The organism is Knoellia sp. Soil729 (assembly GCF_001427985.1).
Taxonomy (GTDB): domain Bacteria; phylum Actinomycetota; class Actinomycetes; order Actinomycetales; family Dermatophilaceae; genus Knoellia.
This window is the reverse complement of the sequence record NZ_LMSA01000006.1, coordinates 77,039-100,584: the sequence shown is the minus strand read 5'-3', so window position 1 is coordinate 100,584 and position 23,546 is coordinate 77,039. Positions and strand designations below refer to the sequence as shown.

Sequence of the window (23,546 nt, the reverse complement as noted above, 5' to 3'; positions counted from 1 at the left end):
GACGCACACCCTACTGGCCGGTCGCCCTGCCCTCAGTGCAGCGTGAGCCCGTCGTCACCGCGGTCCACGGTGACGCTCTGTCCGTCGCGCACCTCGCCGGCGAGCAGGGCTCGGGCCAGCCGGTCGCCGATCTCCTTCTGGACGAGCCGACGCAGCGGACGTGCACCGTATGCCGGGTCGTATCCGGTGTCCGCCAGCCACTCGCGGGCCGCTTCGGTCACCTCGAGCTCGATGCGACGGTCCTTGAGGCGCGCGCCCAGGGCACGCACCTGGAGCTCGACGATGTGGGTGAGCTCGTCGCGGGTCAGCGGGTCGAAGATGACGACCTCGTCGAGACGGTTGAGGAACTCCGGCTTGAACGCGGTGCGCACGGCAGCCATCACCGCGTCGCGCTTGGCCTCGGGGTCCAGCGTGGGGTCGATGAGGAACTGGCTGCCGAGGTTGCTCGTCATCACGAGGATGACGTTGCGGAAGTCGACCGTGCGGCCCTGACCGTCGGTGAGCCGGCCGTCGTCGAGCACCTGCAGGAGGATGTCGAAGGTCTCGGGGTGGGCCTTCTCGACCTCGTCGAGCAGCACGACCGAGTAGGGCCTGCGTCGCACGGCTTCGGTGAGCTGGCCGCCCTCCTCGTGCCCGACGTAGCCGGGAGGAGCACCGATGAGCCGCGCGACGGCGTGCCGCTCGGAGTACTCACTCATGTCGATGCGGACCATGGCCCGCTCGTCGTCGAAGAGGAAGTCGGCCAGCGACTTGGCGAGCTCGGTCTTGCCCACGCCGGTCGGGCCGAGGAAGAGGAAGCTGCCCGTGGGCCGGTCGGGGTCGGCGATGCCGGCACGGCTGCGCCGCACCGCGTCGGACACGGCCTCGACCGCGCTGGACTGGCCGATGAGGCGGGAGCCGATGATCGACTCCATCGACAGCAGCTTCTCGGTCTCGCCCTGCAGCAGTCGCCCGGCGGGGATTCCGGTCCAGGCAGAGATGACCTCGGCGATGTCGTCGGCACCGACGCGCTCCTTGACCATGAGGTCGGAGCCCGAGCCGGTGTCGGCCTCCGCGGCGGCGTTCGCGGCCGCGAGCTGCTTCTCGAGCTCGGGGATCTCGCCGTACAGCAGGCGCGAGGCGCCCTCGTAGTCCCCGTCACGCTGGAGGCGGTCGGCACGCGTACGGGCCTCGTCGACCTGGGCCTTGAGGTCACCGACCCGGTTGAGGCCGGACTTCTCCGCGTCCCACCGGGCATTGAGGGCCGCGAGCTCCTCCGTCTTGTCGGCGAGGTCCTCGCGCAGTCGCGCCAGCCGTTCGATCGAGGCGTCGTCGGTCTCACGCTCGAGGTGCAGCTCCTCCATCTTGAGCCGGTCGACGGCGCGACGCAGCTCGTCGATCTCGACCGGGCTGGAGTCGATCTCCATGCGCAGCCGGGACGCAGCCTCGTCGACGAGGTCGATCGCCTTGTCCGGCAGCTGGCGGCCGGTGATGTAGCGGTCGGACAGTGAGGCAGCCGCCACCAGGGCGGCGTCCTCGATCTCGACCTTGTGGTGGCCCTCGTAGCGCTCCTTGAGCCCGCGCAGGATCGCAATGGTGTCCTCCACCGAGGGCTCACCGACGAAGACCTGCTGGAAGCGACGCTCCAGGGCCGGGTCCTTCTCGATGTGCTCGCGGAACTCGTCGAGGGTCGTGGCCCCGACGAGGCGCAGCTCCCCACGAGCGAGCATGGGCTTGAGCATGTTGCCGGCGTCCATCGCGGAGTCGCCGGTCGCGCCGGCCCCGACCACGGTGTGCAGCTCGTCGATGAAGGTGACGATCTGGCCGTTGCTCGCCTTGATCTCCTCGAGGACGGCCTTGAGCCGCTCCTCGAACTCCCCGCGGTACTTCGCACCGGCGACCATCGCGCCGAGGTCGAGACTGATGAGTCGCTTGTCCCGCAACGACTCGGGGACATCACCGTCGACCATGCGCTGGGCCAGGCCCTCGACGACGGCCGTCTTGCCGACACCGGGGTCGCCGATGAGCACGGGGTTGTTCTTGGTGCGGCGCGAAAGCACCTGGACGACGCGCCGGATCTCGGAGTCACGCCCGATGACCGGGTCGAGCTTGCCGTCACGCGCCTCGGCGGTGAGGTCGGTGCCGTACTTCTCGAGCGCCTCACTGCCGCTCTCCTGGGCCTCGGACGTCACCTTGCGACCGGCTCGCAGCTCGTCGATGCGTGCCTCGACCCCCCCGGCGGTGGACCGGTCGACACCGGGCAGCGCGCCCCTCTCGACGAGGGCGAGGACGAGCAGGTCTGTTGCGAGGTGGGTGTCGCCCTTGGCGGACATCAGGGTGCTCGCGTGCTGGAGCACCCCCAGAGCCGCCTGGCTGAGGGACGGGGTGGCCGCGCTGGGACCGGAGCTCACCGGCATACGGGACAGCGCGGAGCGCGCCGCGGCGGTGACGGCCGCGGCAGAGGTGCCGGCAGCCTCGAGCAGCGCCGGGGTCGAGGTGTCCTCCTGCTCGGTCAGCGCGAGGACGAGGTGGTCGGGCGTGATCTCGGGGTTCCCCGCGCTCTGCGCGGTCCGCTGAGCCAGCGCAAGGGCCTCGGCAACCCGGGTCGTCGGGGTGAGTTCCATCTGGGCGGTCTCCTCAGGGGTCGTGGCAACACTCTTCATGAGGTCCAACGAGCACGGAGTTGAGTTGATTCCGCTCAACTCTGGGGACGTGCCGAGTCAGCAGGTGGCGGCCAGGTCCTCAACCTCGTCGGTCGGCTCACTGGGACTCGGGCTGCTGCTCGGCGTCGTCGTGGTGGGCGTCGCACTCGCTGTGGGGCTCGCGGTGGTCGGCTTCGGCTTGGGCGTCGCCGGCCGGGGCGTGATCGCCGCCTGGACGAGGCTGCGGATCTTGTCGTAGTCGGGGTTGCCGACGCGGACGACCTTGTTGGTGATCGGCAGGCTGCGGATCGACCCCGTCGACTGCACGGTGCCGATCAGCTGCGCCCACGCGGGCAGCTCGGACGTCGGGATGTCGACGGTGACGTTGTCCTTGACCACCTTGGCCAGCGCCGGGTAGTTGCGCAACAGCTCGGTGGGGTTGGCCTGGTCGAGGATCGCCCCCGTGACGCAGCGCTGGCGACGCATGCGGCTGAAGTCGTCGCTCCCCGCGCGCGACCGGGCGTACCAGAGGGCGTGGAACCCGTCGAGGTGCTGCAGTCCGGGCTCGATCCACTCCTCCTTGTCGGTGGTGAACTCGGTGCGGCCGTTGACGAGGTGGCAGCGGACGCAGACCCGTTCCTTGACGTTGATGTCGACCCCGCCCATGGCGTTGACGAGTGCCTGGAAGCCGCGCAGGTCGACGACGAGGCTGCGGTCGATGTCGAGGCCGAGGATCTCGGCGATGACGTCACGGGTCGTCCTCAGCCCCGGGTTGGTGTCACCCGGGAAGAGGTCGGGGTGCTCCGTGGCCAGGGTCCACACACCGTTGAGCAGGCACTCGTCGCCGCAGTCGTAGCCGTTGGGATAGAGCTTCGACAGGGGGTTGGACGAGGGGATCGGCACCTTCTCGAGGTTGCGAGGGAGGCCGAAGAGGACGGTGTTGCCCGTCTTCGTGTCGATGCTGGCCACCATCATCGAGTCGGTGCGCACCCCGACCCGGTCCTTGCCGGCGTCCGAGCCGAGGAGCAGCACGTTGACCCGTGGCTTGTCCGCCCACGCGTTGGCGGTGGCCTCGTCACTGTCGTTGGTGAGGACCCGGATGACGCCGTGCTGGATGCTCAGGTAGCGCACGGCAGTGGCTGCCGGGGCGACGACGAGCAGGCAGCACAGTGCGGCGAAGGCCACCCTCCACTCCCTGCCCGGACCGCGCGGGGCGGTCTCGCGGGCGGTGAGCACGATCCCGATGCACCACACCAGGGCCACCGCCACCGTCGCGACGATGAGGCCCACGAGGACGCGCGGCCGCACGGCGAGGTCCAGCGCGCCGGCGACGAGGCCCTTGCGCCAGAGGTAGAACAGGGCGAGGGCCCCGACGAGCAGTGCCGCGAGCAGCAGCGCCAGTCCGTAACCGCGACGACGGGTCGGCAGGAGCCCGGCACCGGGGATGAGCGTGCTCAGTGCGGTGAGCCCGAAGAACCGGCCCGTGTCCTCGCGACCGTCGGCATCGTCCAGGTCGTCGTCGAGGTCGTCCTCGAAGGCATCGTCGCGGGGGGGCACTGGGTCATCATGCCGTCCGAAGCCGGAAGATCCCTGAGGCTGAGCAGAACGCGCCGCCAGAACGTTGCCGACGCCATGGTCGGCGGCGCGGTGGGCGCCGACGCCATGGTGGGCGCCGAGGTGCGCGCCGCGGTGCGTGACCTAGGGCGTCGCCGGGGGGATGTCCAGCCAGTCGAGGGCACGCTCGATGAGCACCTCCGGCGGCTCGCGCAGGTCCAGCACGATGCCGCTCTCGTCGGGGTCGAGCGGTTCGAGGGTGTCGATCTGCGACTGGAGCAGGCTGGTCGGCATGAAGTGGCCCTCACGCTGGGACATGCGGCCCCTGATGAGCTCGGCTGGGCCGTCCAGGTGCAGGAAGTCCACGGAGGGCGGGCCGTCGCGCAGGACATCGCGGTAGGTGCGCTTGAGGGCCGAGCAGGTGATGACCGTGGACACCCCGGCGTCCGCCCTCGAGGCCATCCACTGCGCGAGCGCGCGCAGCCAGGGCCAGCGGTCCTCGTCGGTCAGGGCGATGCCGGCTTCCATCTTGGCGATGTTCTCGGGCGAGTGGAACGCGTCGGCCTCGGAGAACTCCAGGCCGGTGGCCTTGACGAGCCCCCGGGCGATGGTGGTCTTCCCGCTGCCGGACACCCCCATCACGACCACGTGCCTCGTCGGTGTGTCGGTCATGACGGTCAGTCCTTCCGTGTCGGCTTCGTGCCCGGCTCAGGGTTTGTTCAGGGTCCGTTCCTACCGCACCGTATGCCGTGCGGCACCGCTAGCGCGCGGTGTCGCCGGGCCGATGGGTGGCGAGGTCGTGAAGCTCCTCGCGGGTGGGGAGCCCCTGCCAGTCCCCACGAGTGCTGACGGCCCACGCACCGAGCAACCCCGCCCTCTGCAGCCGCGCCCGGGGGTCAAGGCCGTCGAGGATGCCCGAGATCAGCCCGGCCGAGAACGCGTCTCCAGCACCGACCGTGTCGACGGGCGTCACGGGAAGGGCGTCGGCGTCGTACCGTCCCTCTGCGAGGAAGAGGGTGGCACCGGCGGCGCCCCGCTTGACGGCGACCTGCTCGATGCCGCTGTCGAGCAGGCTTGCCACGGCATCGTCCTCGGGTCCATCGCCCAGGACCGCGAGCTCGTCCTCGCCCGCGACCACGAGCGAGACGTGGGGCAGGAGCCGGCGAAGCGTGGTCGAGGCGGCCTCGCGCGACCAGAGGCGCAGGCGGTGGTTGACGTCGAGCGAGACGAGAACGCCCGCGGCAGAAGCCTGTTCGACGGCCGTCTGGATGGTGGCCGCCGCTGACGCCGAGAGGGCCGGCGTGACGCCGGTGACGTGCAGGACACGGATCCCTTCGAGGTCGGCCCCTGCGAGGTCGTCCGGCGAGAGGGCGGCACCGGCAGAGCCGGCTCGGCGGTACTCCACCCGCGTGAGGTCGGCAGTGCGTTGCTCGAGCAGCATCAGGCCAGTGGGTGCGCCATCGTCGACACCCACGTGGTCGACCGCCACGCCCTCGGCACGCAACGTGCGTACGACCTCGGCACCGTAGGCGTCGCGGCCGACCCTGCCCAGCCACTCGACGCGGTGCCCGAGACGAGCCAGGCCAATGGCGACGTTCGTCTCGGCGCCTGCGAGGTCGGGAGCCAAGGGGGCGCCGAACGCCAGCGGCCGGTCCGAACGCATCGAGACGAGAGCCTCGCCGAGGGTGAGCACCTCGACGGTCACAGGGGCTCCCCCGCCTGCTCGGCCCAGGCCACGAAACTCCGGGCACGGTCACGCAGCGCCTCGAGCGAGCCTCCACTGGCGGCATCGCCGACGAGCGGACCGCCGACACCGGCCCCGATGGCGCCCGCCGCCACGAAGGCCCGGGCCTCCTCAAGTCCCACGCCACCCACGACCATGAAGGGGATGTGCGGCAGTGGGTCACGCAGGGCCTTGAGGTAGCCCGGTCCCGCCGCGGAGGCCGGGAAGAGCTTGACCACCTCTGCCCCAGCCGCGTGGGCGGCATAGGCCTCGCTGGCCGTGAAAGCGCCTGCGGCACAGGGGATCGAGCGGCGACTCGCCTCCGCCACCGCCGGGACGACCGCCGGCGTGACGATGAACTGAGCCCCGGCCTTCTCGACAGCGGCCACGTCCTCGACGCTCAGCACCGTGCCGGCACCGACGAAGGTGCCCTCGGGCGCATGGTGGCGCAGTGCACCGATGGTCGCGAGCGCCCCGGGGGTCGTGAGCGTGATCTCGATGAGTCGGATGCCCTCATCCAACAGGGCCTTGCCGGTCGCGAGAGCGGCCTCCTGCGACGTGCCACGGACGATGGCCATGACCCGGTGCGCCCGGACGAGCGCCGGAAGCTGCCCCGCGTCCATCACCACTCCGCGAAGGTGCCGTCGAGCTGGCGCCACACGGGCCCACGCCAGGCGTGCCCGACCTTGTCGGCGGCCCGCACGGCGGCCTCGTCGATCTCGATGCCGAGACCCGGACCGGTCAGGCGCTCGATGTGTCCGTCGACGAACTCCAGGGGCGAGGTGTCGACGAGGTAGTCGAGGACGTCGGCGCCCTGGTTGTAGTGGATGCCGATGCTCTGCTCCTGGATGAGGTGGTTCGACGTCGCGAAGGCCACCTGCAGGGAGGACGCGAGAGCGAGGGGGCCCAACGGGCAGTGCGGCGCCAGGGCTGCGTCGAACGTCTCGGCGAGGGAGGCGATCTTGCGCACCTCGGTGATCCCACCGGCGTGCGAGAGGTCCGGCTGGACCACGGCCACCCCGGCCTCCAGCACGGGCAGGAACTCCTGGCGCCCGTAGAGGCGCTCCCCCGTGGACACGGGCGTGGTCGTCGACCTGACGAACGCGCCGATGAGGTGTGAGTTCTCGGGCGTCACCGGCTCCTCGAGGAACATCGGCCGGAAGGGCTCGAGCAGTGGCGCGACCCGGCGGGCGTTGGCGAGGCTGAAGCGGCCGTGGAAGTCCACGGCAACGTCCCCGTCCTCACCGAGCACCTCACGGGCGGCAGCCACCCGCGCGACGACACCGTCGACCTCGGCCACGGACCCGAGCGGCGACATGCGACCGCTCGCGTTCATCTTCACCGCGGTGAGCCCGGCCTCGACCTGCTCGGCGATGTGGTCACTGACCTCGTTGGGCTCGTCACCGCCGACCCAGCCATAGACACGGACCCGGTCACGCACGGCCCCACCGAGGACCTGGTGCACGGGCACGCCATACCGCTTTCCCTTGATGTCCCACAGCGCCTGGTCGATGCCGGACACGGCACTGCCCAGGATCGGGCCACCGCGGTAGAACGACCCCTTGGTCATGACGACCCAGTGGTCCTCGATGCGCTCCGGGTCACCACCCAGGATCATCTCGCTGAGCTGCTCCACGGCGGTGCGCACGGTCTCGGAGCGGCCCTCGCACGAGGCCTCGCCCCAACCGACCAGTCCGTCGGAGGTCGCGATGCGCACGAAGAGCCACCGCGGTGCGACGAGGAAGGTCTCGACCTGCTCGATCGTCGATGCCATCGCCGCTCAGCCCTTGGTCGCGCCGGCGGTGAGGCCGGAGACGACGTACTTCTGGGCGAAGAGGGCGATGAGCATGATCGGCACCGTGACGACGGTCGCGGCTGCCATGAGGCCACCCCAGTCGATGGCGGCGTATCCGACGAAGTTGAAGATCGCCACTGGCAGCGTCTTGGTGTCGGCTCCGGAGAGCACCAGCGCGAACATGAAGTTGTTCCACGAGAAGATGAACGCGAGGATCCCCGCCGTCGCGATGCCGGGCGTCGACAGGGGCAGGGTGATCCTGCGGAAGGCGCCGATCGGGGTGAGCCCGTCCACCTGCGCCGACTCCTCGAGCTCGAGCGGCATGCCGTCGAAGTAGCCCATCATGATGTAGACGACGAGCGGCAGCCCCACGAACATGTGGCTGAGGATGAGGACCGTGAAGCCCCCGACCAGCTTGAGGTTGGAGAAGACGTAGAACCACGGCACGAGCAGCGACACACCGGGGATGACGCGCGCCATGAGCACCACGAGCGCCGAACGCTTCATGGCGAACCGGCTCATCGAGTACGCCGCGGGAACTCCCAGCAGAAGCGACAGCACGGTCGAGGCGAACGCCACCCAGAGGCTGTTGAGGATGAACGTGACGTAGTTGGCCTGGTCGAGGACCTTCGCGTAGTTCTCGGAGGTCGGCGAGAAGAGCAGGGCCTTGCTCGTGTCGTAGATGTCGACGTTGGTCTTGAGTGATGCCGCGACCATCCAGATGAGGGGCATGAGGAGCCCGACGACGACGAGGACGAGGGCACCGACCCGAAAGGCCTTGTATGCCGTTCCGCTGCGCATCAGTAGTCCGCCTTCCGGCGCGAGGTGAGGACCCACATGGACCCGATGATGAGGAGGAAGAAGATGATGAGCACCGTTGAGCTGGTGCCGTACTCGTTGTAGTCGAAGCTCAGGCCGTAGGCGTAGACGTTGAGCGTCTCGACCTCGTGGTAGCTGCCGCCGCCCTTGCCCTTGGTCGCATAGAGGATGTCGAAGGTCTTGAGCGCGTCGATGCCGCGCAGCAGGACCGCGACGAGCACCGTGGGCATGAGCAGCGGGAGGGTGATGAAGCGAAAACGCTGCCAGCCACTGGCCCCGTCGATGAGCGCGGCTTCCTGCGGCTCGTCCGAGAGAGAGGTCAGGCCGGCCAGCAGGATGAGGACCACCATGGGCGTCCACTGCCAGATGTCGATGAGCATCGTCGTCCACAGCGCCGACGTCTCGCCGGCAAGCCATGGCTGGGCCGGGATGCCGAACCAGCCGATGACCTGGTTGGCCAGGCCGATGTTGGGGTCGAAGATGAGCCGGAACATCATGCCCACCGCGACAGGGGTCGCCACGAGCGGCATGAGGATCGCGACGCGAACCCACTTCTCGCCCCGGAACGGCCGCCACAGGAGCAGGGCGATGGCCATGCCGAGGACGACCTCGACGATGAGCACGACACCGGTGAACTGCACCGTGCGCCACACCGCGGGCCAGAACCGCGCGGTGTCGCTGAGGACGTCGAGGTAGTTGCGTCCGCCGACGAACTCCTTCTCGGCGCGCACCGACCCCTCGGCGTCGGTGAGGCTGAGGTAGAGGGTCCACGCGACCGGGAAGATGATGAGCACTGCGACGAATGCCATGGCGGGAGAGGCAAAGAGCCACTTGCGATGGTTGTTCGCCCAGCGCGAGAACCCGGAGGTTCCCGTCACGGGCAGGGTGTCAGCGGACATGGGCGCTCACCTTCGATGCTGGTTCTGGCGGGGGGGTGGTGCCGAGCGCCCGCGAGCGCTCGGCACCACCCTCAGGGATGCGTGACCGTGAGGTCAGGCGGTCACTTGGCCTCGTCGTCGAGCAGGGCCTGGAACTTCTTGGCCGCTTCCTCGGCCGACGCAGCCGCGTCCTTGCCGGTGATCGCGTCGACGATCGGCAGACCGACGATCTCGCGGGCCTCGGGGACCTTGACGACCTTGGGGCGGTCGAAACCGACTCCGTTCTTGGCGCCCTCGGCCGCCGCGGCGACGAGGTCCTTCGGGTAGGTCGACGTGGCCTCCGGGTCGTTGGCGACCGAGCTGCGCGCACCAGGGACTCCGGCCTTCTGGTTGGCGAGCGTCTGCTCCTTGCTGGTCGCCCACTCGATGAACTTCCAGGCGTTGGCCTTGTTCTCGGAGGACTCGTTGATGCCGAGCGCCCACGACGGGACGTTGTAGGGCTTGGAGCCGGCGGGGCCGGCCGGGAACGCTGCGAAGCCGACGGTGTCGGAGACCTTGGACTTGGCCGGATCGGTGGCGTTCTTGTACAGGGAGCTCGCCTCGGTGTAGAAGGCGGACTTGCCCTGCGTGAAGATCGCCATGGCCTCGGGCCAGCTCATGTCCGTGCTGACGTTCTTGGGACCGTGGTCGTGGATGAGCCCCCCGTAGTAGGCGTAGGCCTGCTTGGCCTCAGGGGAGTCGATTGCAGCCTTGTCGTCGTCGGTGGCCCACTTGCCACCGAAGCTGTAGAGGTAGCTCGAGAACTGGGTCACTGCGGCGGACTTGCCGGTGCGGGCCACGAAGCCCGCCACGCCGGGGTTGGCGGCCTGGATCTTGGCCGACTGCGCCTTGAGCTCGTCGAGGGTCTTGGGCGGCTCGGAGAAGCCGGCCTTCTTCAGCAGGTCCTTGCGGTAGTACAGGACCTCGGTCTCGGTGATGAGCGGGACCCCCTCGACCTTGCCGTCGTAGGTGGTGGCCTCGACCGGGCCGGGCTGGAAGTCGCTCCAGTTCCAGTCCTTGGCGCCCTTGACGTCCTTGGTGAGGTCGGCGAGGTAGCCGTTCTTGCCGAAGAGCTTGCCCTCCTGCAGGGGGCGGTACATCATCACGTCGAGGTCGCTCGTGCCCGCGTTGAGCTTGACGTTGTACTGGTCGGAGAGCTGGTCCTCGCCGAGCTGGGTGAGCTTGACCTTGAGGCCGGTGGACTTCTCGAACTCGGGCAGCGCTGCCTTGATGTTCTCGGTCCACACGTGGTTGGCCAGGGTGACCTGGATGGTCTTGGAGCCGGTGCTCTGGTCGTCGCCACCGCCGCCGCACGCCGACAGGCTGAGCGCCGCGGCGAGTGCGAGAGCGGAACCGGTTGCTGTGCGTCGCAACACGTCGATCTCCTTCAGTGTCGTGGCCGCTCCCTCGTTGGAGCCGTCGCCGCGGCGGACTACGTCCGTCTAATCGAGTAACTCTAGATACATAAGTATGACTTAGGCAAGCCCCGAAGCCTGATGAGTATGATTTGTTACATGACCACCGCCCCTCGACCCGCCGATGAGATCACCGGCCTGCATGCTCGCCTGGTCGAGAACCTGGGACTGGCCATCTGTGGCGGCACACTCGCTCCCGGCACCGTCCTGTTCATCGACGAGCTGGTCAGCGAGCACGCCGTCTCACGCTCGGTGGTGCGTGAGGCCCTGCGGGTCCTGGCGTCCATGGGTCTGGTCGCCTCGCGTCGCCGGGTCGGCACCCTCGTCCTCGACCACGGGGCCTGGAACGTCTACGACCCCCTCGTCATCCGCTGGCGTCTCGCGACCGACGGCCGCATCGCGCAGCTGCGCTCGATCACCGAGCTGCGCACGGCCGTGGAGCCCCAAGCCGCCCGACTGGCCGCCGAGCGTGCCCTCCCCCTCGAGGCCAGCGAGCTCGTGACCCTTGCCGGCCAGCTCTGGGCCGCGGGTCGGGACGGCCGGATGGACGACTTCCTCGCCCTCGACATCGAGTTCCACCGACGTGTTCTCGCCGCCTCCGGCAACGAGATGTTCGAGCACCTGCACCGCCAGGTGGCGGAGGTGCTCACCGGTCGGCACGCCTACGGCCTCATGCCCCACCACCCCCACGTCGACGCCCTGCAGCTGCACACCGACGTCGCCTCCTCGATCCAGCGTGGGGACGGGGACATGGCCCACGCCGCGATGGTCGCGATCATGGACCGCACCATGGGCGAGACCCGGCAGTTCTGGGCCGACCAGGGTCACTGAGCGACAGCTGGCGCGGTCAGGAGGGCGTCGGTTCCGGGTCGTACCAGCCGTCGCGCTCGTCGGCCAGCGCCCGGAACCGTTCGCGCAGGCCACCCTCGACCGGGCCGGACTCGTCCGCGACCATCTCCTCGCGCACGTGGACACCCCATTCGTGGTCCTCGGCGTCGTCCTCGCCCGCATGCGCGACGCGCAGCACCCGGACCTCGGTGAAGCCCTCCTGGGTGAGCTCGGCCGCGATCTCGTCAGCGGTGTCACGGTCGGGGAAGAGAAGCAGATGCTCGCTCATGACCCGAGAGTATGCCGTCCGCCCACGTCTTGACCTCGTCCCCAGCCGGGTCCGGTCAGGGGCGCCAGAGGACGAGGGCCTGGGACGCCGAGCCCCCACCGGGCCGACGTCGCGGGCGCTCGCCCAGACGGCTCGCGCGGATCTCGCCGCCCGGGCCGACGGAGAAGACCCGAGAACCCCCGGCAGTAGCGATGCGCAGCCGGTTGACCTCGTGGCTCGCCTCGGCCAAGCGGGCCTCGAGCAGGCTCACCTGGTTCTCGAGCTCGAGGATGCGGGCGATCCCGGCGAGGCTGACTCCCTCGTCCTGGGACAGTCGCTGCACCTCACGCAGCAGCTCGACGTCGTGCGCGGAGTAGCGGCGACCACCGCCCCTGGTGCGCGAGGGGGTGACGAGCCCGAGCCGGTCGTACTGGCGCAGTGTCTGGGCGTGCATGCCCGCGAGCTCGGCCGCGACCGAGATGACGAAGAGGGGCGCCTCGTCATCCGGTCGCGGCAGGCGCTGGCGCGTGGACATGGTCAGGCCCTGGCCCTTTCGGTGAGCTCGGCGCGTGGGTCGACACCGTCGGCCTCACGGCGCAGCACCTCGACGGCCTCACGAGCCTTGTCCGACAGCGTGTCGGGCACGATGACCTGCACCTTGACGAGCAGGTCACCGGTCGAGCTCTTGCCCTTGACTCCACGCCCCTTGACGCGCAGGACGCGGCCGGACGGCGTGCCGGGGGCGATGCGCACCTTGACGCTCGTCCCATCGAGGGTGGGGACCGCGACGGTGGCCCCGAGCGTGGCCTCGGCGAACGTCACCGGCAGGTCGAGCGTGAGGTTGTCGCCCTCACGTCCGAAGACCGGGTGCTTCTCGACCGAGACGGCGAGCAGCAGGTCGCCGGCAGCGGCGCCCGGTTCTCCGGGCTGTCCCTTGCCACGCAGCCGGATCTTCTGGCCGTCCTTGACCCCGGCGGGGATGCGGGCGTTGATCGTGCGCCCCTCGGCGGTGCGCAGCGACACCGTCGAGCCCTCGACGGCATCGCGGAACGGCAGCGTCGTCGACGCCTGGACGTCGGCTCCCTTGCGCGGACCACGGGGGGCGCCGTAGCCGGCATAGCCCGCCTGTCCGCCGCGCCCGGCGGCACCCCCGGCTGCCCCACCGAACATCTGGGACAGCAGGTCGTTGATGTCTGCGTCGCCGCCGCCCGGGTAGCCGCCGTAGGACGACCCACCGCCGGTGTCGAAGCGCACTCGTGAGCCGCCACCCCCACCGCCGAAGGCGCTGAAGATGTCGTCGAAGCCACCGTTGCCTCCGGCACCGCCGGCGGTGAAGCGTGCTCCGCCCTGCGACATCTGCCGCACGGCGTCGTACTCCTCGCGCTGCTTGGGGTCCGACAGCACCGCGTTGGCCTCACCGATGTCCTTGAACTTCTGCTCGGCCGCCGCATCACCCGGGTTCTTGTCCGGGTGATGCGTGCGGGCCAGCTTGCGGTAGGCCTTCTTGATCGCCGCGGCGTCGGCGTCCTTGGAGACGCCGAGGATCGCGTAGAAGTCCTTCTCGAACCAGTCCTGGCTGGCCATCAGCGCCTCCTCTCAGGCATCGTCATTCAGGGTCGGCGACCGACACACGGGCCGGGCGCAGGACCTGCTCGCCGGCGCGGTAGCCGGGCTGGAGCACCTGGATGACCGTGGTGGTCGTCGCATCGCTCGGCAGCTCGGTGTTGGTGGGGTCCCACGCGGCGTGCATGAGGGCCTCGTGGTGCATCGGGTCGAAGGCCTCACCCACGGCACCGAAGCGGCTCAGGCCGAACTTGCCGAGGCTGCCCTCGAGCTTGTCGGCGATGGCCGCGAACGGGCCGTCGGTGAGGTCACCGTGCTCGCGGGCGAGGTGGATGTCGTCGAGCACCGGCAGGAGGGTCTCGAGGACGTCGCGCACCGCCCGCTCCTGGACGGCAGCCCGGTCACGGTCGACCCGACGCTTGTAGTTGACGTACTCGGCATTGAGCCGCTGGAGGTCGTCGAGCCGCGAGGCCGCGAGCGCCGTGTCCGGGTGCTCGCCGCTGTCACCGTAGACCGGCGTCTCGTCCGTCACGGGGGTGGCGGCCCCGGCTGCTGCCGGAGCCACCTCCTCACCGTCGTTGGCGGACTCGGTGTTGATCGCGTCCGAACCCTCGTCCGCGACCTCGCCGTCCACGATCTCGCCGTCGAAGATCTCGCCCTCGTCCGGCATACGTGAGTCCGTCACTTCTTGTCCTCGGACTCGTCGTCCTCGACGACCTCCGCGTCGACGACGTCCTCGTCGGAGGGTGCGTCACCCGCCGGGGCGCCCTCGGAGCCGTCGCCGGGAGCCTCGCCGGACTCGCCCTGCTCGGCCGCCGCGGCATACATTGCGGCGCCCATCTTCTGGGACTCCTCGTTGAGGGTGTCGATCTTGGCCTGAATGTCCTCACGGGAGGCCTCGGACTCCGGCTTGATGGCGTCCTTGAGTGCGACGAGCGCCTCGTCGACGGGCTTGCGCGCGTCGTCGCTGAGCTTGTCGCCGGACTCGGCGAGGAACTTATCGGTGGAGAAGACGAGGGACTCGGCCATGTTGCGGGTCTCGGTCTCCTCGCGACGCTTCTTGTCCTCGTCGGCGTGGGCCTCGGCGTCCTTGACCATGCGCTCGATCTCCTCCTTGGACAGCGCGCTGCCGCCCGAGATGGTGATCTTCTGCTCCTTGCCGGTCCCGCGGTCCTTGGCCGTCACGTGGACGATGCCGTTGGCGTCGATGTCGAAGGTGACCTCGACCTGCGGGACGCCACGCGGGGCGGGCGCGATGCCGGAGAGCTCGAAGGTGCCGAGCGCCTTGTTCTGCTGGGCGATCTCGCGCTCACCCTGGAAGACCTGGATGAGGACGCTGGGCTGGTTGTCCTCGGCGGTCGAGAACACCTCGGAGCGCTTGGTCGGGATCGCGGTGTTGCGCTCGATGAGCTTGGTGAAGAGCCCACCCTTGGTCTCGATGCCGAGCGAGAGCGGCGTGACGTCGATGAGGAGGACGTCCTTGCGCTCACCCTTGAGGACACCGGCCTGAAGCGCAGCGCCGAGCGCGACGACCTCGTCGGGGTTGACGCCCTTGTTGGGCTCCTTGCCGCCGGTGAGCTCCTTGACCAGCTCGGTCACGGCGGGCATGCGGGTCGAGCCACCGACGAGGACCACGTGGTCGATGTCGGCGAGGTTGATCCCCGCGTCCTTGATGACGTTCTGGAACGGCTGCTTGGTGCGGTCGAGCAGGTCCTTGGTCATCTGCTCGAACTGCGCACGCGTGAGCGTCTCGTCGAGGTGGATGGGACCGTTCTCGCTCATCGAGAGGTACTGCATCGAGATGTTGGTCGAGCTGGCCGAGGAGAGCTCCTTCTTGGCCTGCTCGGCGGCGTCGCGCAGACGCTGCATGGCGATCTTGTCCTTGGACAGGTCCACCCCGGTGTTGTTCTTGACGATGGTGAGGAGGTGCTGGACGACACGGTCGTCCCAGTCGTCTCCACCGAGCTGGTTGTCACCGCTGGTCGCGCGGACCTGGATGGTCGCGAAGCCGTCCTCCGGGTCCTTGCCGACCTCGAGGAGGGACACGTCGAAAGTGCCACCACCGAGGTCGAAGACGAGGATGAGCTCGTCCTCCTTGCCCTTGTCGAGGCCGTAGGCGAGGGCCGCAGCAGTCGGCTCGTTGACGATGCGCAGGACGTTGAGGCCCGCGATCTCACCGGCCTCCTTGGTCGCCTGGCGCTCGGCGTCGTCGAAGTAGGCGGGGACGGTGATGACGGCGTCCGTGACGGGCTCACCGAGGTAGGACTCGGCGTCGCGCTTGAGCTTCTGCAACGTGCGCGCGCTGATCTCCTGGGAGGTGTACTTCTTGCCGTCGATGTCCTCGCTCGTCCAGTCGGTGCCGATGTGGCGCTTGACCGAGCGCAGCGTGCGGTCGGCGTTGGTCACGGCCTGGCGCTTGGCGATCTCGCCGACGAGGACCTCACCGCCCTTGGAGAAGGCGACGACCGACGGGGTGGTGCGGCCACCCTCGGAGTTCGCAATGATCGTGGGCTCGCCGCCCTCGAGGACGGCGACGGCGGAGTTGGTGGTGCCGAGGTCGATTCCGACTGCACGGGCCATGTGGGTGTCTCCTTGTGTTCGGTGGTGCGGAGTTGAGTTGCCTTCACTCAAGTTAGAACGCGGTGTGCCGTGTGGCAAATCGGTGGCGCTCAAACTTGCGTTCACCTGACTCAACTCTTGACCGGGCCTCGTTGTTCCCCGGGACGCACGAAAGGCCCCCTCTCCGCTGCGGGCACCTGGCGGGGGACGGCAACGACGTGCGGATGCCCTGATGGGGCATCCGCACGTCACGTCGGGCTGTCAGGCCGTCAACCAAGGGGCCCGGGACTCAGCCCACCAGATGGGCGTAGGCCACGACGTTGTCCGCGTAGTGACCGGTCCGGGGGTCGATCTCCCCGCCACAGGTGATGAGCCTGAGCTCGGCGCGGCCGGCCGTGTCGCCGTAGACCTCCGCCGTCGGGAACTTCGCCTTGGGGTAGCGGGCGACGCGGTCCACGACGAACGTGGCGGTGGTGCCGTCCTTGCGGTCGACGATCGCCTTGGCGCCCTTCTTGAGCCTGCCGAGGTTGTAGAAGACCGCGGGGATGCGGCTGCTGTCCACATGGGCGGCGATGACCGCCGGGCCGAACTCACCGGGGGTCGGACCGCCGACGTACCAACCGGCCCGCTGGGCGTCGCGAGGTGCCTCGAGCTCGCCCTTGTCGTCCAGGTTGAGGTCGACGAGGCCCTTGGTGCTGACCTTGATGGAGGGAATGCGCAGTGCCACCGGTGCACTGGGTGCCATGAGGGTGCCGAAGTCCGACGCCGGCACCACGGCCTCCGGAGCCGCCGTGGGCGCGGTCGACTCGGCGGGGGCAGGGTCCGAGGTGGCTGGGGTGGGCGCCGCGGCGGACGCCTGGCTGCTGTCGGGCTGCGGGGGCGGGCCGGGGGCAGTGGCGGCCCTCGCGAGAATCCCGCCGCCGAGCACGAGAAGCACCACGGTGACCACCGCGGCAAGAGCACCGCGGCGGTCACCGAACTTCGTGGAGAGGGACATCAGATGCGGTTGGTCACCTTGCGGGTGGCGAACGCACCGGTGCCCATGGCGGCGAGGAGGAGGCCGCCACCGAGGGCGAGCCCGAGGGCCTGGTTGTTGTCGGCCGTGCCACCGCCACCGGTCTGCACGCCACCGGAGGGGGCCGAGGCGAGCACGCCACAGATCGCCGGGTCGGTCGCCTCGGTCGGCAGCTTCGGGTCGAGTTCGCTCTTGGTCTCCCCGTCGTACTTGCCGTTGTCGTTGTGGTCCACGCCGTGCACGACGACCGCGCTCTTGCCTGCGGAGATCGCAGCGGCGACGTCGGAGGAGACGTTGATGCTGCCCCGCTCATAGCTGATCTTGCCGCCCGGAGCGGTGTCGAAGCGGTCGATGGCGAGTGCGCTCTTGGGAGAGGTGTCCCCGCTCTTGGTGAGTGACACGACGATGGGCCCGTATGCCGGTCCACCCTCGGTCGTGTTCAACGTGCCATTGCCATCCTTGTCGTCGGAGGCGGTGGGGCACTCGTTGCGCGCCTCGGCCCCGAAGTGGATGTGGGCAGCGTGCGGGCTGTCGGCGAGCAGTCCGGAGGCAGCCATGGTCACGTCGATCCGGTTGCCGGTGACGGTGACCATCGCGGTGCCGCTGGCGTCGACCCCGTTGAGGGCCACGGGTCGCAGCTTGGCCATGGTGTTGCCGTCGGCCGAGGTGGCTGCCTGCGCCATGCCGGCGCCGAGCGTGAGCAGAAGCGCCGACCCGAGGGTGGCGGTGCCGAGCTTGATGGTGGTGCGCATGCGGGAACTCCCTTGTTGGTGGGCCCGGCTGGGCCCGTCGCGTGCATCGGACCTTCCTTGTTCGGCGCGGCGGGACCGACGGATTGGATCCTTGGTCGACGAATTTCCCAGCGCTCGGTGTCGCGATCCCCCAGCCTTGGGTGTCAGTGCCGCGTCATACCGTTTCCGGCATGGAAGAGCAGCACCGCACAAGGCGCCTTCGAGTGGTCCGAACCGCCTCGATCCCGCGGGGCTCGGTTTGGGGCAGCGACGGGGAGGTGGGTCTGGACGCGAGCGTCGGCGTGGGCCCGGCTGAGCCCGACCGGGCCGCCTACTGGGCTCAGGTCAACGCCCTGCGGGCCGAGCGGCAGCGCCTGAACGCCAGCTGAGCTCGATTGCCGTGAGAGCGTGAGACCCGTCGGCCACCAGGGAAGGACCACCACCATGCCGTCGTCGGACACGCCGCTGTTGGAGCCGGGCTGGCGCGAGAGCGTCCGAAGCGTCAACGGGGTCGACCTGCACGTGGTCGAGGCCGGAGCCGAGGGCGCACCGCTGCTGGTCCTGCTGCACGGCTTTCCGGAGTTCTGGTGGGCCTGGCGCCACCAGATCACACCCCTGGCCGAGGCCGGTCACCACGTCGTCGTGCCCGACCTGCGCGGCTATGCCACCAGCTCGGCTCCCCAGCAGCTGGACGCCTACCGGCTCGACGTCCTCGCGCGGGACGTGCTCGGGCTCGCCGACGAGCTGGGCGCCGAGCGCATCGACCTCGTCGGCCACGACTGGGGCGGGGTTCTCGCCTGGGAGTTCGCCGCGCGCCATCCCGAGCGGCTCCACCGGCTCGTGGTCCTCGCCGGGCCCCACCCCGACACACTGCTCCGGCAGATCCTGCGGCACCCCACGCAGGGGCTGCGCAGCGCCTATGCCGGCTTCTTCCAGCTGCCGTGGCTGCCCGAGACCGCCCTGAGGGCGTTCGGGTTCGCCGCGCTGCGGGCGTCGATGCAGCGGTCCGCACGCGCAGGGACCTTCGAGCCCGGAGCCCTGGACCGCTATGCCGCGGCTTGGTCGCAGCCCGGCTCCCTCACCGCGATGCTCAACTACTACCGGGCCGTGCGCCTTCGGCGGCCGGGGTCGTCGCCGTCCCGGCACGCGCACCCCACCCTCGTCCTCTGGGGCGAGCACGACGACTTCCTCGAGCAGCACGTCGCCCGCCAGAGCCTCACCCGGTGCGACGACGGACGCCTGGTCGTCATCGAGGACGCGGGGCACTGGCTCCACCTCGAGCAGCCCGACCTCGTCACGGCCGAGATCCTCAGCTTCCTGGGCGCCCCCGGCGACTGACGGCTCAGGTCGTCGCCACCTGCGGCGCCGACGGCGTCGGTTCCTCCCGTGACAGGAAGGGCAGCACCGCCTCGAGGAACTCCGCCGGCCGGCCGGCATGGATCTCGTGGCCCGCATCGACCGTCACCATTGCGGCATCGGGGACGACGGCGACGAGGTCCTCGACCCACTCCACCGGCACGAAGCTCGTGCTGCCGCCGCTCACCGCCAGGACGGGAACCGGCAGCGAGCGCAGGACCTCGCGCCACCGCCGCGACGGGCTGTCGACCTCGGGACGGACCTGCTCCACCACCGCCCAGTCGAACGGCAGGGTGCCCGGCGGCCGCTCCAGCGGCGCCGGCGTCCGAGGGCGCAGGAGACCCACGTCCTCCAGCACGAGCCGCCGGACACCAGGCGACGACACCCCGACGAGGCAGGCGACCAGGCCCCCGAGGGAGTGGCCGACAAGGTCGAGGCGCGCACCAAGGCGCGGGAGCAGCCGGGCGACGTCACCCGCCATGAGCTCGATCGAGTAGGTGCCCGGCCAGCTGCTTGCGCCATGACCGCGCAGGTCCACGGCGTGGACGCGCCGGGCGTGGGCGAGGTTCGCCGCGACCGGCTCCCAGTCGGTCGCGGTGAGCCCGGTGCCGGGCAGCAGGACGACCGGTGGGTGCGTGGGGGCAGCACACGACCACGTGCGGACGTGCAGGCTGACCTCGCCACACTCGTACGACGCGCTGGTGGGCATGGCCCCAGTGTGCGACCTCTGCGGCGATGCAGGAGCCGGGCGCTGGCCGAGGTCGCAGTCGAACGTGACCGGTGTCGCCGGGTGTCAGCCCAGCGAGACGATCATCTTCCCGGTGTTCTCCCCGCGCAGGAGCCCCAGGAACGCCTCCACGCCGTTCTCGATGCCCTCGACCGCTGTCTCCGAGTACTGGAGCTCGCCCGAGGCCAGCCAGTCAGCGACCTCCTCGAGAAACTGCGGCTGAAGGGAGGCGTGGTCCCCGACGAGCATCCCCTGCAGGCGCAGGCGCTTGCCGATGACGAGGGCGAGGTTGCGCGGGGCCGGGGTGGGCTCGGTCGCGTTGTACTGCGCGATCATCCCGCAGACCGCGACGCGGCCGTGCACCCTGAGCGACGAGATCGCGGCCTCGAGGTGCTCGCCGCCCACGTTGTCGAAGTAGACGTCGATGCCGTCGGGCGCGGCCTGGCGCAGCTGCCCCGCGACCGGCGCGTCCTTGTAGTTGAACGCCGCGTCGAACCCGTACTCCTCGACGAGCAGGCGGACCTTCTCGTCGGACCCCGCCGAGCCGATGACCCGCGAGGCGCCCTTCAGTCTCGCGATCTGGCCCACCTGGCTGCCGACCGCGCCCGCTGCTCCGGAGACGAAGACGACGTCACCGGGCGCCAACGACGCCACCTCGAGCAGGCCTGCGTAGGCCGTGAGGCCCGTCATCCCGAGCACCCCGAGGTAGGCCGAGAGAGGGGCGAGAGAGGGGTCGACGGGCACCACGGCGGAGGCGTCGAGGTCGGCGTACTCGCGCCAGCCGAGGTTGTGCAGGACATGGTCACCGACCTCGATGCCGTCGGCGGCGGACGCAATGACCTCCCCCACGGCCCCGCCCTCCATCGGATGATCGAGGCGGAACGGGGGGCTGTAGGACTTCACGTCGTTCATCCGGCCGCGCATGTAGGGGTCGACCGAGAAGTGCACGTTGCGCACGAGCACCCGGCCCTGCTCCGGAGCCGTCACCGCCGCCTTCCGCAGAGCGAAGTCGTCCGGTGTGGGCCAGCCCTGGGGGCGGGCGACGAGGTGCCACTCACGGCTGGACGTGGGAAGTGCTGCAGGCATGGACGGCGTCTCCTCGAGGTGGGGCAGGGAATCGGTACCCGCACCACCATGCTCCCCCGGCGGTGCGAACGATCGGCCGGGAAGGCCGGGCCAGCGACGAGGCCCGGCGCGCCCTGCTCGAGCTGCCGGTCAGCGCAGGCCGCGGGCAAGCAACCGGGCGATCGCGGAGTGGCCGGCCAGCTGGCCGCCGCCGGCGGCCATGAGGACCGTCGCCATGGGCATCGGGAAGGCTGCCAGGTGCGCGAGGTCACCGCCCGCCGTCACCCCGGGCACGCTCGTGCGAGCGAACTCGTCGATCCGCACGCACCCCGACGGGTTGAGCTCGAGACCCAGCTGCTCGGCAAAGGGTGCGGACTGGTGCAGCGTCGGCACGACGAACAGCACCGCGACGTCCTGCGTCGTGCCGTCGTCGAGGCTGACGCGCAGCCCGTCGCCGGTGCGCTCGACGGAGGTCATGCGGGCGGTGAGTACCGGCGCGTCGACGCTGACTCCCTCGCCCAGCTCCTGGCCCTCTGCGAAGACGACGAACCCGCCCGCGATCGGCCCCATCAACGCCGTGTAGTGCCCTGCGGCGCTAGCGCCGATGATCCCGATCCGCGTGCCCTTGAACTCGAACGCGTGGCAGAACGGGCACTGCGCGGCGAGGTCGCCCCAGACGTCCTGCAGCCCGGGGATGGGCGGCAGCTCGTCGCGGACACCGGTGGCGAGCACGACGGCATACGCCGAAAGGACGTCACCACTGGCCAGGGTGAGCCGGAAGTCCTCACCGTCACGCTCGATCGTCTCGACGCGCTCCTCGCGAACGCAGACGGTGTCGTATGCCGTGAGCTCGGCTCGTGCGGCCGCCCGGAACTGAGCGGGTGGTGTGCCGTCGTGCGTCACGACGTTGTGCATGTGGCTCACGGTGGCGTTGCGGTAGGTGCCGTCGTCGAAGAGCGTGGCCTGTCGACCGACCCGCCCAGCGGTGAGGGCGGCCTGGAGCCCCGCCGGGCCCCCGCCGAGAATCGCGATGTCGGTGTGGGAGCGGAGTTCGGTGCGCTGGGAGGTCCTCATGACCCGATCGTCAACCTTCAGGTCGACCTGAAGGCAACCCCGGGGCTCCGCGCGGTTTACGGTGGAGATCCTGACGACCCCCGACGCAAGGAGCACGACATGCCCAGTCTCAAGAAGCTGGCGGTCCTCGCCACGGCCGCGAAGGCCGCGCAGAGCTACGTCCGCGAGAACCCGGAGAAGGCGGACCGCTATCTCGGCAAGGCCGCCGAGTTCGCCGACAAGCGGACGAAGGGCAAGTACTCACGCCAGATCAACGGCGTCGCGTCCAAGGCTCGCAGCACCGTCATCGGCACGGGCCCCCAGGTCGGCGGCACCAGCACCGGGCCGACCACGCAGCCCACCACCCCCAGCGAGCCGGTCGACCCGAACCACACGGCCTAGGGCGGAGCCGCGGCCGGTCCACCCCGGCCCGTGGTGCGCGGCTGCTCGTAGCCACCCTCCGGCGGCACCATCTCGGCCCGCACGCCCAGGAGGCGGATGGGCCGGCGGTCGTCGAGGCCGCGCAGCAGCTCGATCGCTGTCGCGGCGACGACCTCGGGGTCGAAGGTCGGCTCGGGCAGCGTGCGGATGCGGGTCGTGGTGAAGAAGGGCGCGAAACGCACCTTGAGATGCACCCGCGCGCAGGCGCGCCCCTCCCGTTCGATGTCATCGACGACCTGCGCGGCGAGCGTCCGCAGCGCGGCCTCGATCTCCTCGTCCTCGACGAGGTCGGCCTGGTAGGTGGTCTCACGGCCGTGGGCCCGTGCAACCCAGGGTGTGTCGTCGATGACGGTGGGACCCAGCCCACGGCCCAGTCGACCGTAGTGCGGCCCCATGCGCGGCCCGAACTCCGCGGTGAGGACGTCGTCCGAGGCGTTGGCGAGCTGTTGCACCGTCTCGTAGCCGTGTGCGGCAAGGCGCGCGGCGATCCGGTTGCCGACTCCCCAGAGCGCCGTCGTCGGGCGCTCCCCCATGATGTCGAACCAGTTGTCGCGGGTCAGGACGAAGGTGCCCTGCGGCTTGCCGAAGTCGGTGGCGATCTTGGCGCGCACCGTCGTGTCACCGACCCCCACGGAGCAGTGCAGCGACGAGGCCTCGAGGACCTCTGCCCGGATGGCGTCGGCGTGGGCGACGGCCTCGGCCACATCCGAGCCCGGAGTCTCGATACCGACGAAGGCCTCGTCCCAACCCAGGACCTGCACCACTGCGCCGGGATGGGCGCGCAGTGCCTCCATGACGACGGCCGAGGCCGCGTCGTAGGTGGGAGCGTCGACGGGCAGGAACACGGCGTCGGGGATCTTGCGCACAGCGAGCTTGAGCGGCATGCCCGAGCGCACGCCGAAGGCACGCGCCTCGTAGGACGCCGTCGACACGACCGCACGCTCGGTGGGGTCGCCGCGCCCGCCCACGACGAGCGGCAGTCCCGCCAGCTCCGGGTGGCGCAGGATCTCGACCGCGGCGAGGAACTGGTCGAGGTCGACATGGAGCACCCAGCGAGCCATGCGACCCAGTGTGCCGTGCGGACGGGGTCGGCAGG

General features: G+C 70.0%; 24 protein-coding genes. 4 read left to right on the top strand and 20 right to left on the bottom strand.

What is annotated here, in order from left to right; genetic code table 11:
• Nucleotides 1–32: 32 nt before the first annotated feature.
• From clpB to ASG74_RS15910, 9 genes are all read right to left on the bottom strand, one after another.
• Complete coding sequence (gene clpB, locus ASG74_RS15950) at nt 33–2,603, bottom strand: ATP-dependent chaperone ClpB (RefSeq protein ID WP_056145918.1); 2,571 nt, start codon at nt 2,601–2,603, stop codon at nt 33–35.
• Nucleotides 2,604–2,699: 96 nt separating this feature from the next.
• Nucleotides 2,700–4,178, bottom strand: coding sequence for an LCP family protein (locus ASG74_RS15945; protein ID WP_056145917.1), 1,479 nt, complete (start codon nt 4,176–4,178; stop codon nt 2,700–2,702).
• Nucleotides 4,179–4,319: 141 nt separating this feature from the next.
• Nucleotides 4,320–4,847: a gluconokinase gene (locus ASG74_RS15940; protein ID WP_056145913.1), complete on the bottom strand. Its 528-nt coding sequence runs from the start codon at nt 4,845–4,847 to the stop codon at nt 4,320–4,322.
• A gap of 88 nt (nt 4,848–4,935) precedes the next feature.
• The gene (locus ASG74_RS15935) at nt 4,936–5,880 is read right to left on the bottom strand and encodes a sugar kinase (RefSeq protein ID WP_056145911.1); all 945 of its coding nucleotides are present in this window, start codon (nt 5,878–5,880) and stop codon (nt 4,936–4,938) included.
• Nucleotides 5,877–6,521, bottom strand: coding sequence for a bifunctional 4-hydroxy-2-oxoglutarate aldolase/2-dehydro-3-deoxy-phosphogluconate aldolase (locus ASG74_RS15930; protein ID WP_056145908.1), 645 nt, complete (start codon nt 6,519–6,521; stop codon nt 5,877–5,879). Before ASG74_RS15930 ends, ASG74_RS15935 begins: the two co-directional genes overlap by 4 nt.
• Nucleotides 6,521–7,672 carry a galactonate dehydratase gene (dgoD, locus tag ASG74_RS15925; RefSeq protein WP_056145906.1) on the bottom strand — a complete coding sequence of 384 codons (1,152 nt, stop codon included), beginning with the start codon at nt 7,670–7,672 and terminating at the stop codon, nt 6,521–6,523. The genes ASG74_RS15930 and dgoD overlap by 1 nt, the downstream gene beginning before the upstream one ends.
• A 6-nt stretch (nt 7,673–7,678) precedes the next feature.
• Nucleotides 7,679–8,494 carry a carbohydrate ABC transporter permease gene (locus tag ASG74_RS15920; protein WP_056145903.1) on the bottom strand — a complete coding sequence of 272 codons (816 nt, stop codon included), beginning with the start codon at nt 8,492–8,494 and terminating at the stop codon, nt 7,679–7,681.
• Nucleotides 8,494–9,411, bottom strand: coding sequence for a carbohydrate ABC transporter permease (locus tag ASG74_RS15915; protein ID WP_235499049.1), 918 nt, complete (start codon nt 9,409–9,411; stop codon nt 8,494–8,496). Before ASG74_RS15915 ends, ASG74_RS15920 begins: the two co-directional genes overlap by 1 nt.
• 101 nt (nt 9,412–9,512) lie before the next feature.
• Nucleotides 9,513–10,805 carry an ABC transporter substrate-binding protein gene (locus ASG74_RS15910; protein ID WP_200942648.1) on the bottom strand — a complete coding sequence of 431 codons (1,293 nt, stop codon included), beginning with the start codon at nt 10,803–10,805 and terminating at the stop codon, nt 9,513–9,515.
• Nucleotides 10,806–10,943: 138 nt separating this feature from the next.
• On the opposite strand from ASG74_RS15910, the gene ASG74_RS15905 reads away from it, so the two are divergent.
• On the top strand, nt 10,944–11,675 hold the full coding sequence (locus ASG74_RS15905) for a FadR/GntR family transcriptional regulator (protein WP_056145899.1): 732 nt from the start codon (nt 10,944–10,946) through the stop codon (nt 11,673–11,675).
• Nucleotides 11,676–11,691: 16 nt separating this feature from the next.
• Here the strand turns inward: ASG74_RS15905 and ASG74_RS15900 are convergent, their stop codons facing one another.
• The 7 genes from ASG74_RS15900 to ASG74_RS15870 form a co-directional block, all read right to left on the bottom strand.
• The gene (locus ASG74_RS15900) at nt 11,692–11,961 is read right to left on the bottom strand and encodes a ribonuclease E inhibitor RraB (protein WP_056145895.1); all 270 of its coding nucleotides are present in this window, start codon (nt 11,959–11,961) and stop codon (nt 11,692–11,694) included.
• 55 nt (nt 11,962–12,016) lie between these two features.
• Entirely contained in the window at nt 12,017–12,475 is a 459-nt protein-coding gene (locus ASG74_RS15895) for a heat shock protein transcriptional repressor HspR (RefSeq protein ID WP_056145893.1), read from the bottom strand.
• A 2-nt stretch (nt 12,476–12,477) separates the two neighbouring features.
• Nucleotides 12,478–13,524 (bottom strand): DnaJ C-terminal domain-containing protein, encoded by a 1,047-nt coding sequence (locus ASG74_RS15890; RefSeq protein ID WP_056145889.1) that lies wholly within the window; start codon nt 13,522–13,524, stop codon nt 12,478–12,480.
• Between the two features lie 22 nt (nt 13,525–13,546).
• Nucleotides 13,547–14,188 carry a nucleotide exchange factor GrpE gene (grpE, locus tag ASG74_RS15885; protein WP_442910093.1) on the bottom strand — a complete coding sequence of 214 codons (642 nt, stop codon included), beginning with the start codon at nt 14,186–14,188 and terminating at the stop codon, nt 13,547–13,549.
• A complete protein-coding gene (dnaK, locus tag ASG74_RS15880) occupies nt 14,185–16,083 on the bottom strand; it encodes a molecular chaperone DnaK (protein WP_056145882.1) in 1,899 nt (632 codons plus the stop codon). The genes grpE and dnaK overlap by 4 nt, the downstream gene beginning before the upstream one ends.
• 268 nt (nt 16,084–16,351) lie before the next feature.
• Complete coding sequence (locus tag ASG74_RS15875; RefSeq protein ID WP_156465447.1) at nt 16,352–17,059, bottom strand: class F sortase; 708 nt, start codon at nt 17,057–17,059, stop codon at nt 16,352–16,354.
• A complete protein-coding gene (locus tag ASG74_RS15870) occupies nt 17,059–17,829 on the bottom strand; it encodes a CHRD domain-containing protein (protein ID WP_056145879.1) in 771 nt (256 codons plus the stop codon). The genes ASG74_RS15875 and ASG74_RS15870 overlap by 1 nt, the downstream gene beginning before the upstream one ends.
• A gap of 170 nt (nt 17,830–17,999) precedes the next feature.
• Here ASG74_RS15870 and ASG74_RS17300 point away from each other — a divergent pair, with 170 nt between their 5' ends.
• Together ASG74_RS17300 and ASG74_RS15865 are read left to right on the top strand one after the other, a co-directional pair.
• A complete protein-coding gene (locus ASG74_RS17300; protein ID WP_156465446.1) occupies nt 18,000–18,197 on the top strand; it encodes a hypothetical protein in 198 nt (65 codons plus the stop codon).
• A gap of 55 nt (nt 18,198–18,252) precedes the next feature.
• Nucleotides 18,253–19,146: an alpha/beta fold hydrolase gene (locus tag ASG74_RS15865; RefSeq protein ID WP_056145877.1), complete on the top strand. Its 894-nt coding sequence runs from the start codon at nt 18,253–18,255 to the stop codon at nt 19,144–19,146.
• A gap of 4 nt (nt 19,147–19,150) precedes the next feature.
• Here the strand turns inward: ASG74_RS15865 and ASG74_RS15860 are convergent, their stop codons facing one another.
• From ASG74_RS15860 to ASG74_RS15850, 3 genes are all read right to left on the bottom strand, one after another.
• A complete protein-coding gene (locus ASG74_RS15860; RefSeq protein ID WP_056145874.1) occupies nt 19,151–19,873 on the bottom strand; it encodes an alpha/beta fold hydrolase in 723 nt (240 codons plus the stop codon).
• A gap of 84 nt (nt 19,874–19,957) precedes the next feature.
• Nucleotides 19,958–20,977, bottom strand: a complete 1,020-nt coding sequence (locus tag ASG74_RS15855; protein ID WP_056145872.1) for an NADP-dependent oxidoreductase — start codon at nt 20,975–20,977, stop codon at nt 19,958–19,960.
• A gap of 129 nt (nt 20,978–21,106) precedes the next feature.
• The gene (locus tag ASG74_RS15850) at nt 21,107–22,030 is read right to left on the bottom strand and encodes an NAD(P)/FAD-dependent oxidoreductase (RefSeq protein WP_056145869.1); all 924 of its coding nucleotides are present in this window, start codon (nt 22,028–22,030) and stop codon (nt 21,107–21,109) included.
• A gap of 99 nt (nt 22,031–22,129) precedes the next feature.
• On the opposite strand from ASG74_RS15850, the gene ASG74_RS15845 reads away from it, so the two are divergent.
• Complete coding sequence (locus tag ASG74_RS15845; RefSeq protein WP_082569850.1) at nt 22,130–22,411, top strand: antitoxin; 282 nt, start codon at nt 22,130–22,132, stop codon at nt 22,409–22,411.
• On the opposite strand, the gene ASG74_RS15840 is transcribed toward ASG74_RS15845, so the two are convergent.
• Nucleotides 22,408–23,511: a DNA polymerase IV gene (locus tag ASG74_RS15840; RefSeq protein ID WP_082569843.1), complete on the bottom strand. Its 1,104-nt coding sequence runs from the start codon at nt 23,509–23,511 to the stop codon at nt 22,408–22,410. The two genes, ASG74_RS15845 and ASG74_RS15840, sit on opposite strands and share 4 nt — an antisense overlap.
• Nucleotides 23,512–23,546: the final 35 nt, after the last annotated feature.

Coding starts and splice junctions, on each gene's coding strand:
- clpB (WP_056145918.1), bottom strand. CDS start 2,603: ATGGAACTCACCCCGACGACCCGGGTTGCCGAGGCCCTTGCGCTGGCT.
- ASG74_RS15940 (WP_056145913.1), bottom strand. CDS start 4,847: ATGACCGACACACCGACGAGGCACGTGGTCGTGATGGGGGTGTCCGGC.
- ASG74_RS15930 (WP_056145908.1), bottom strand. CDS start 6,521: ATGGACGCGGGGCAGCTTCCGGCGCTCGTCCGGGCGCACCGGGTCATG.
- dgoD (WP_056145906.1), bottom strand. CDS start 7,672: ATGGCATCGACGATCGAGCAGGTCGAGACCTTCCTCGTCGCACCGCGG.
- ASG74_RS15920 (WP_056145903.1), bottom strand. CDS start 8,494: ATGCGCAGCGGAACGGCATACAAGGCCTTTCGGGTCGGTGCCCTCGTC.
- ASG74_RS15915 (WP_235499049.1), bottom strand. CDS start 9,411: ATGTCCGCTGACACCCTGCCCGTGACGGGAACCTCCGGGTTCTCGCGC.
- ASG74_RS15905 (WP_056145899.1), top strand. CDS start 10,944: ATGACCACCGCCCCTCGACCCGCCGATGAGATCACCGGCCTGCATGCT.
- ASG74_RS15900 (WP_056145895.1), bottom strand. CDS start 11,961: ATGAGCGAGCATCTGCTTCTCTTCCCCGACCGTGACACCGCTGACGAG.
- ASG74_RS15895 (WP_056145893.1), bottom strand. CDS start 12,475: ATGTCCACGCGCCAGCGCCTGCCGCGACCGGATGACGAGGCGCCCCTC.
- ASG74_RS15890 (WP_056145889.1), bottom strand. CDS start 13,524: ATGGCCAGCCAGGACTGGTTCGAGAAGGACTTCTACGCGATCCTCGGC.
- dnaK (WP_056145882.1), bottom strand. CDS start 16,083: ATGGCCCGTGCAGTCGGAATCGACCTCGGCACCACCAACTCCGCCGTC.
- ASG74_RS15875 (WP_156465447.1), bottom strand. CDS start 17,059: ATGTCCCTCTCCACGAAGTTCGGTGACCGCCGCGGTGCTCTTGCCGCG.
- ASG74_RS15870 (WP_056145879.1), bottom strand. CDS start 17,829: ATGCGCACCACCATCAAGCTCGGCACCGCCACCCTCGGGTCGGCGCTT.
- ASG74_RS17300 (WP_156465446.1), top strand. CDS start 18,000: ATGGAAGAGCAGCACCGCACAAGGCGCCTTCGAGTGGTCCGAACCGCC.
- ASG74_RS15865 (WP_056145877.1), top strand. CDS start 18,253: ATGCCGTCGTCGGACACGCCGCTGTTGGAGCCGGGCTGGCGCGAGAGC.
- ASG74_RS15860 (WP_056145874.1), bottom strand. CDS start 19,873: ATGCCCACCAGCGCGTCGTACGAGTGTGGCGAGGTCAGCCTGCACGTC.
- ASG74_RS15855 (WP_056145872.1), bottom strand. CDS start 20,977: ATGCCTGCAGCACTTCCCACGTCCAGCCGTGAGTGGCACCTCGTCGCC.
- ASG74_RS15850 (WP_056145869.1), bottom strand. CDS start 22,030: ATGAGGACCTCCCAGCGCACCGAACTCCGCTCCCACACCGACATCGCG.
- ASG74_RS15845 (WP_082569850.1), top strand. CDS start 22,130: ATGCCCAGTCTCAAGAAGCTGGCGGTCCTCGCCACGGCCGCGAAGGCC.
- ASG74_RS15840 (WP_082569843.1), bottom strand. CDS start 23,511: ATGGCTCGCTGGGTGCTCCATGTCGACCTCGACCAGTTCCTCGCCGCG.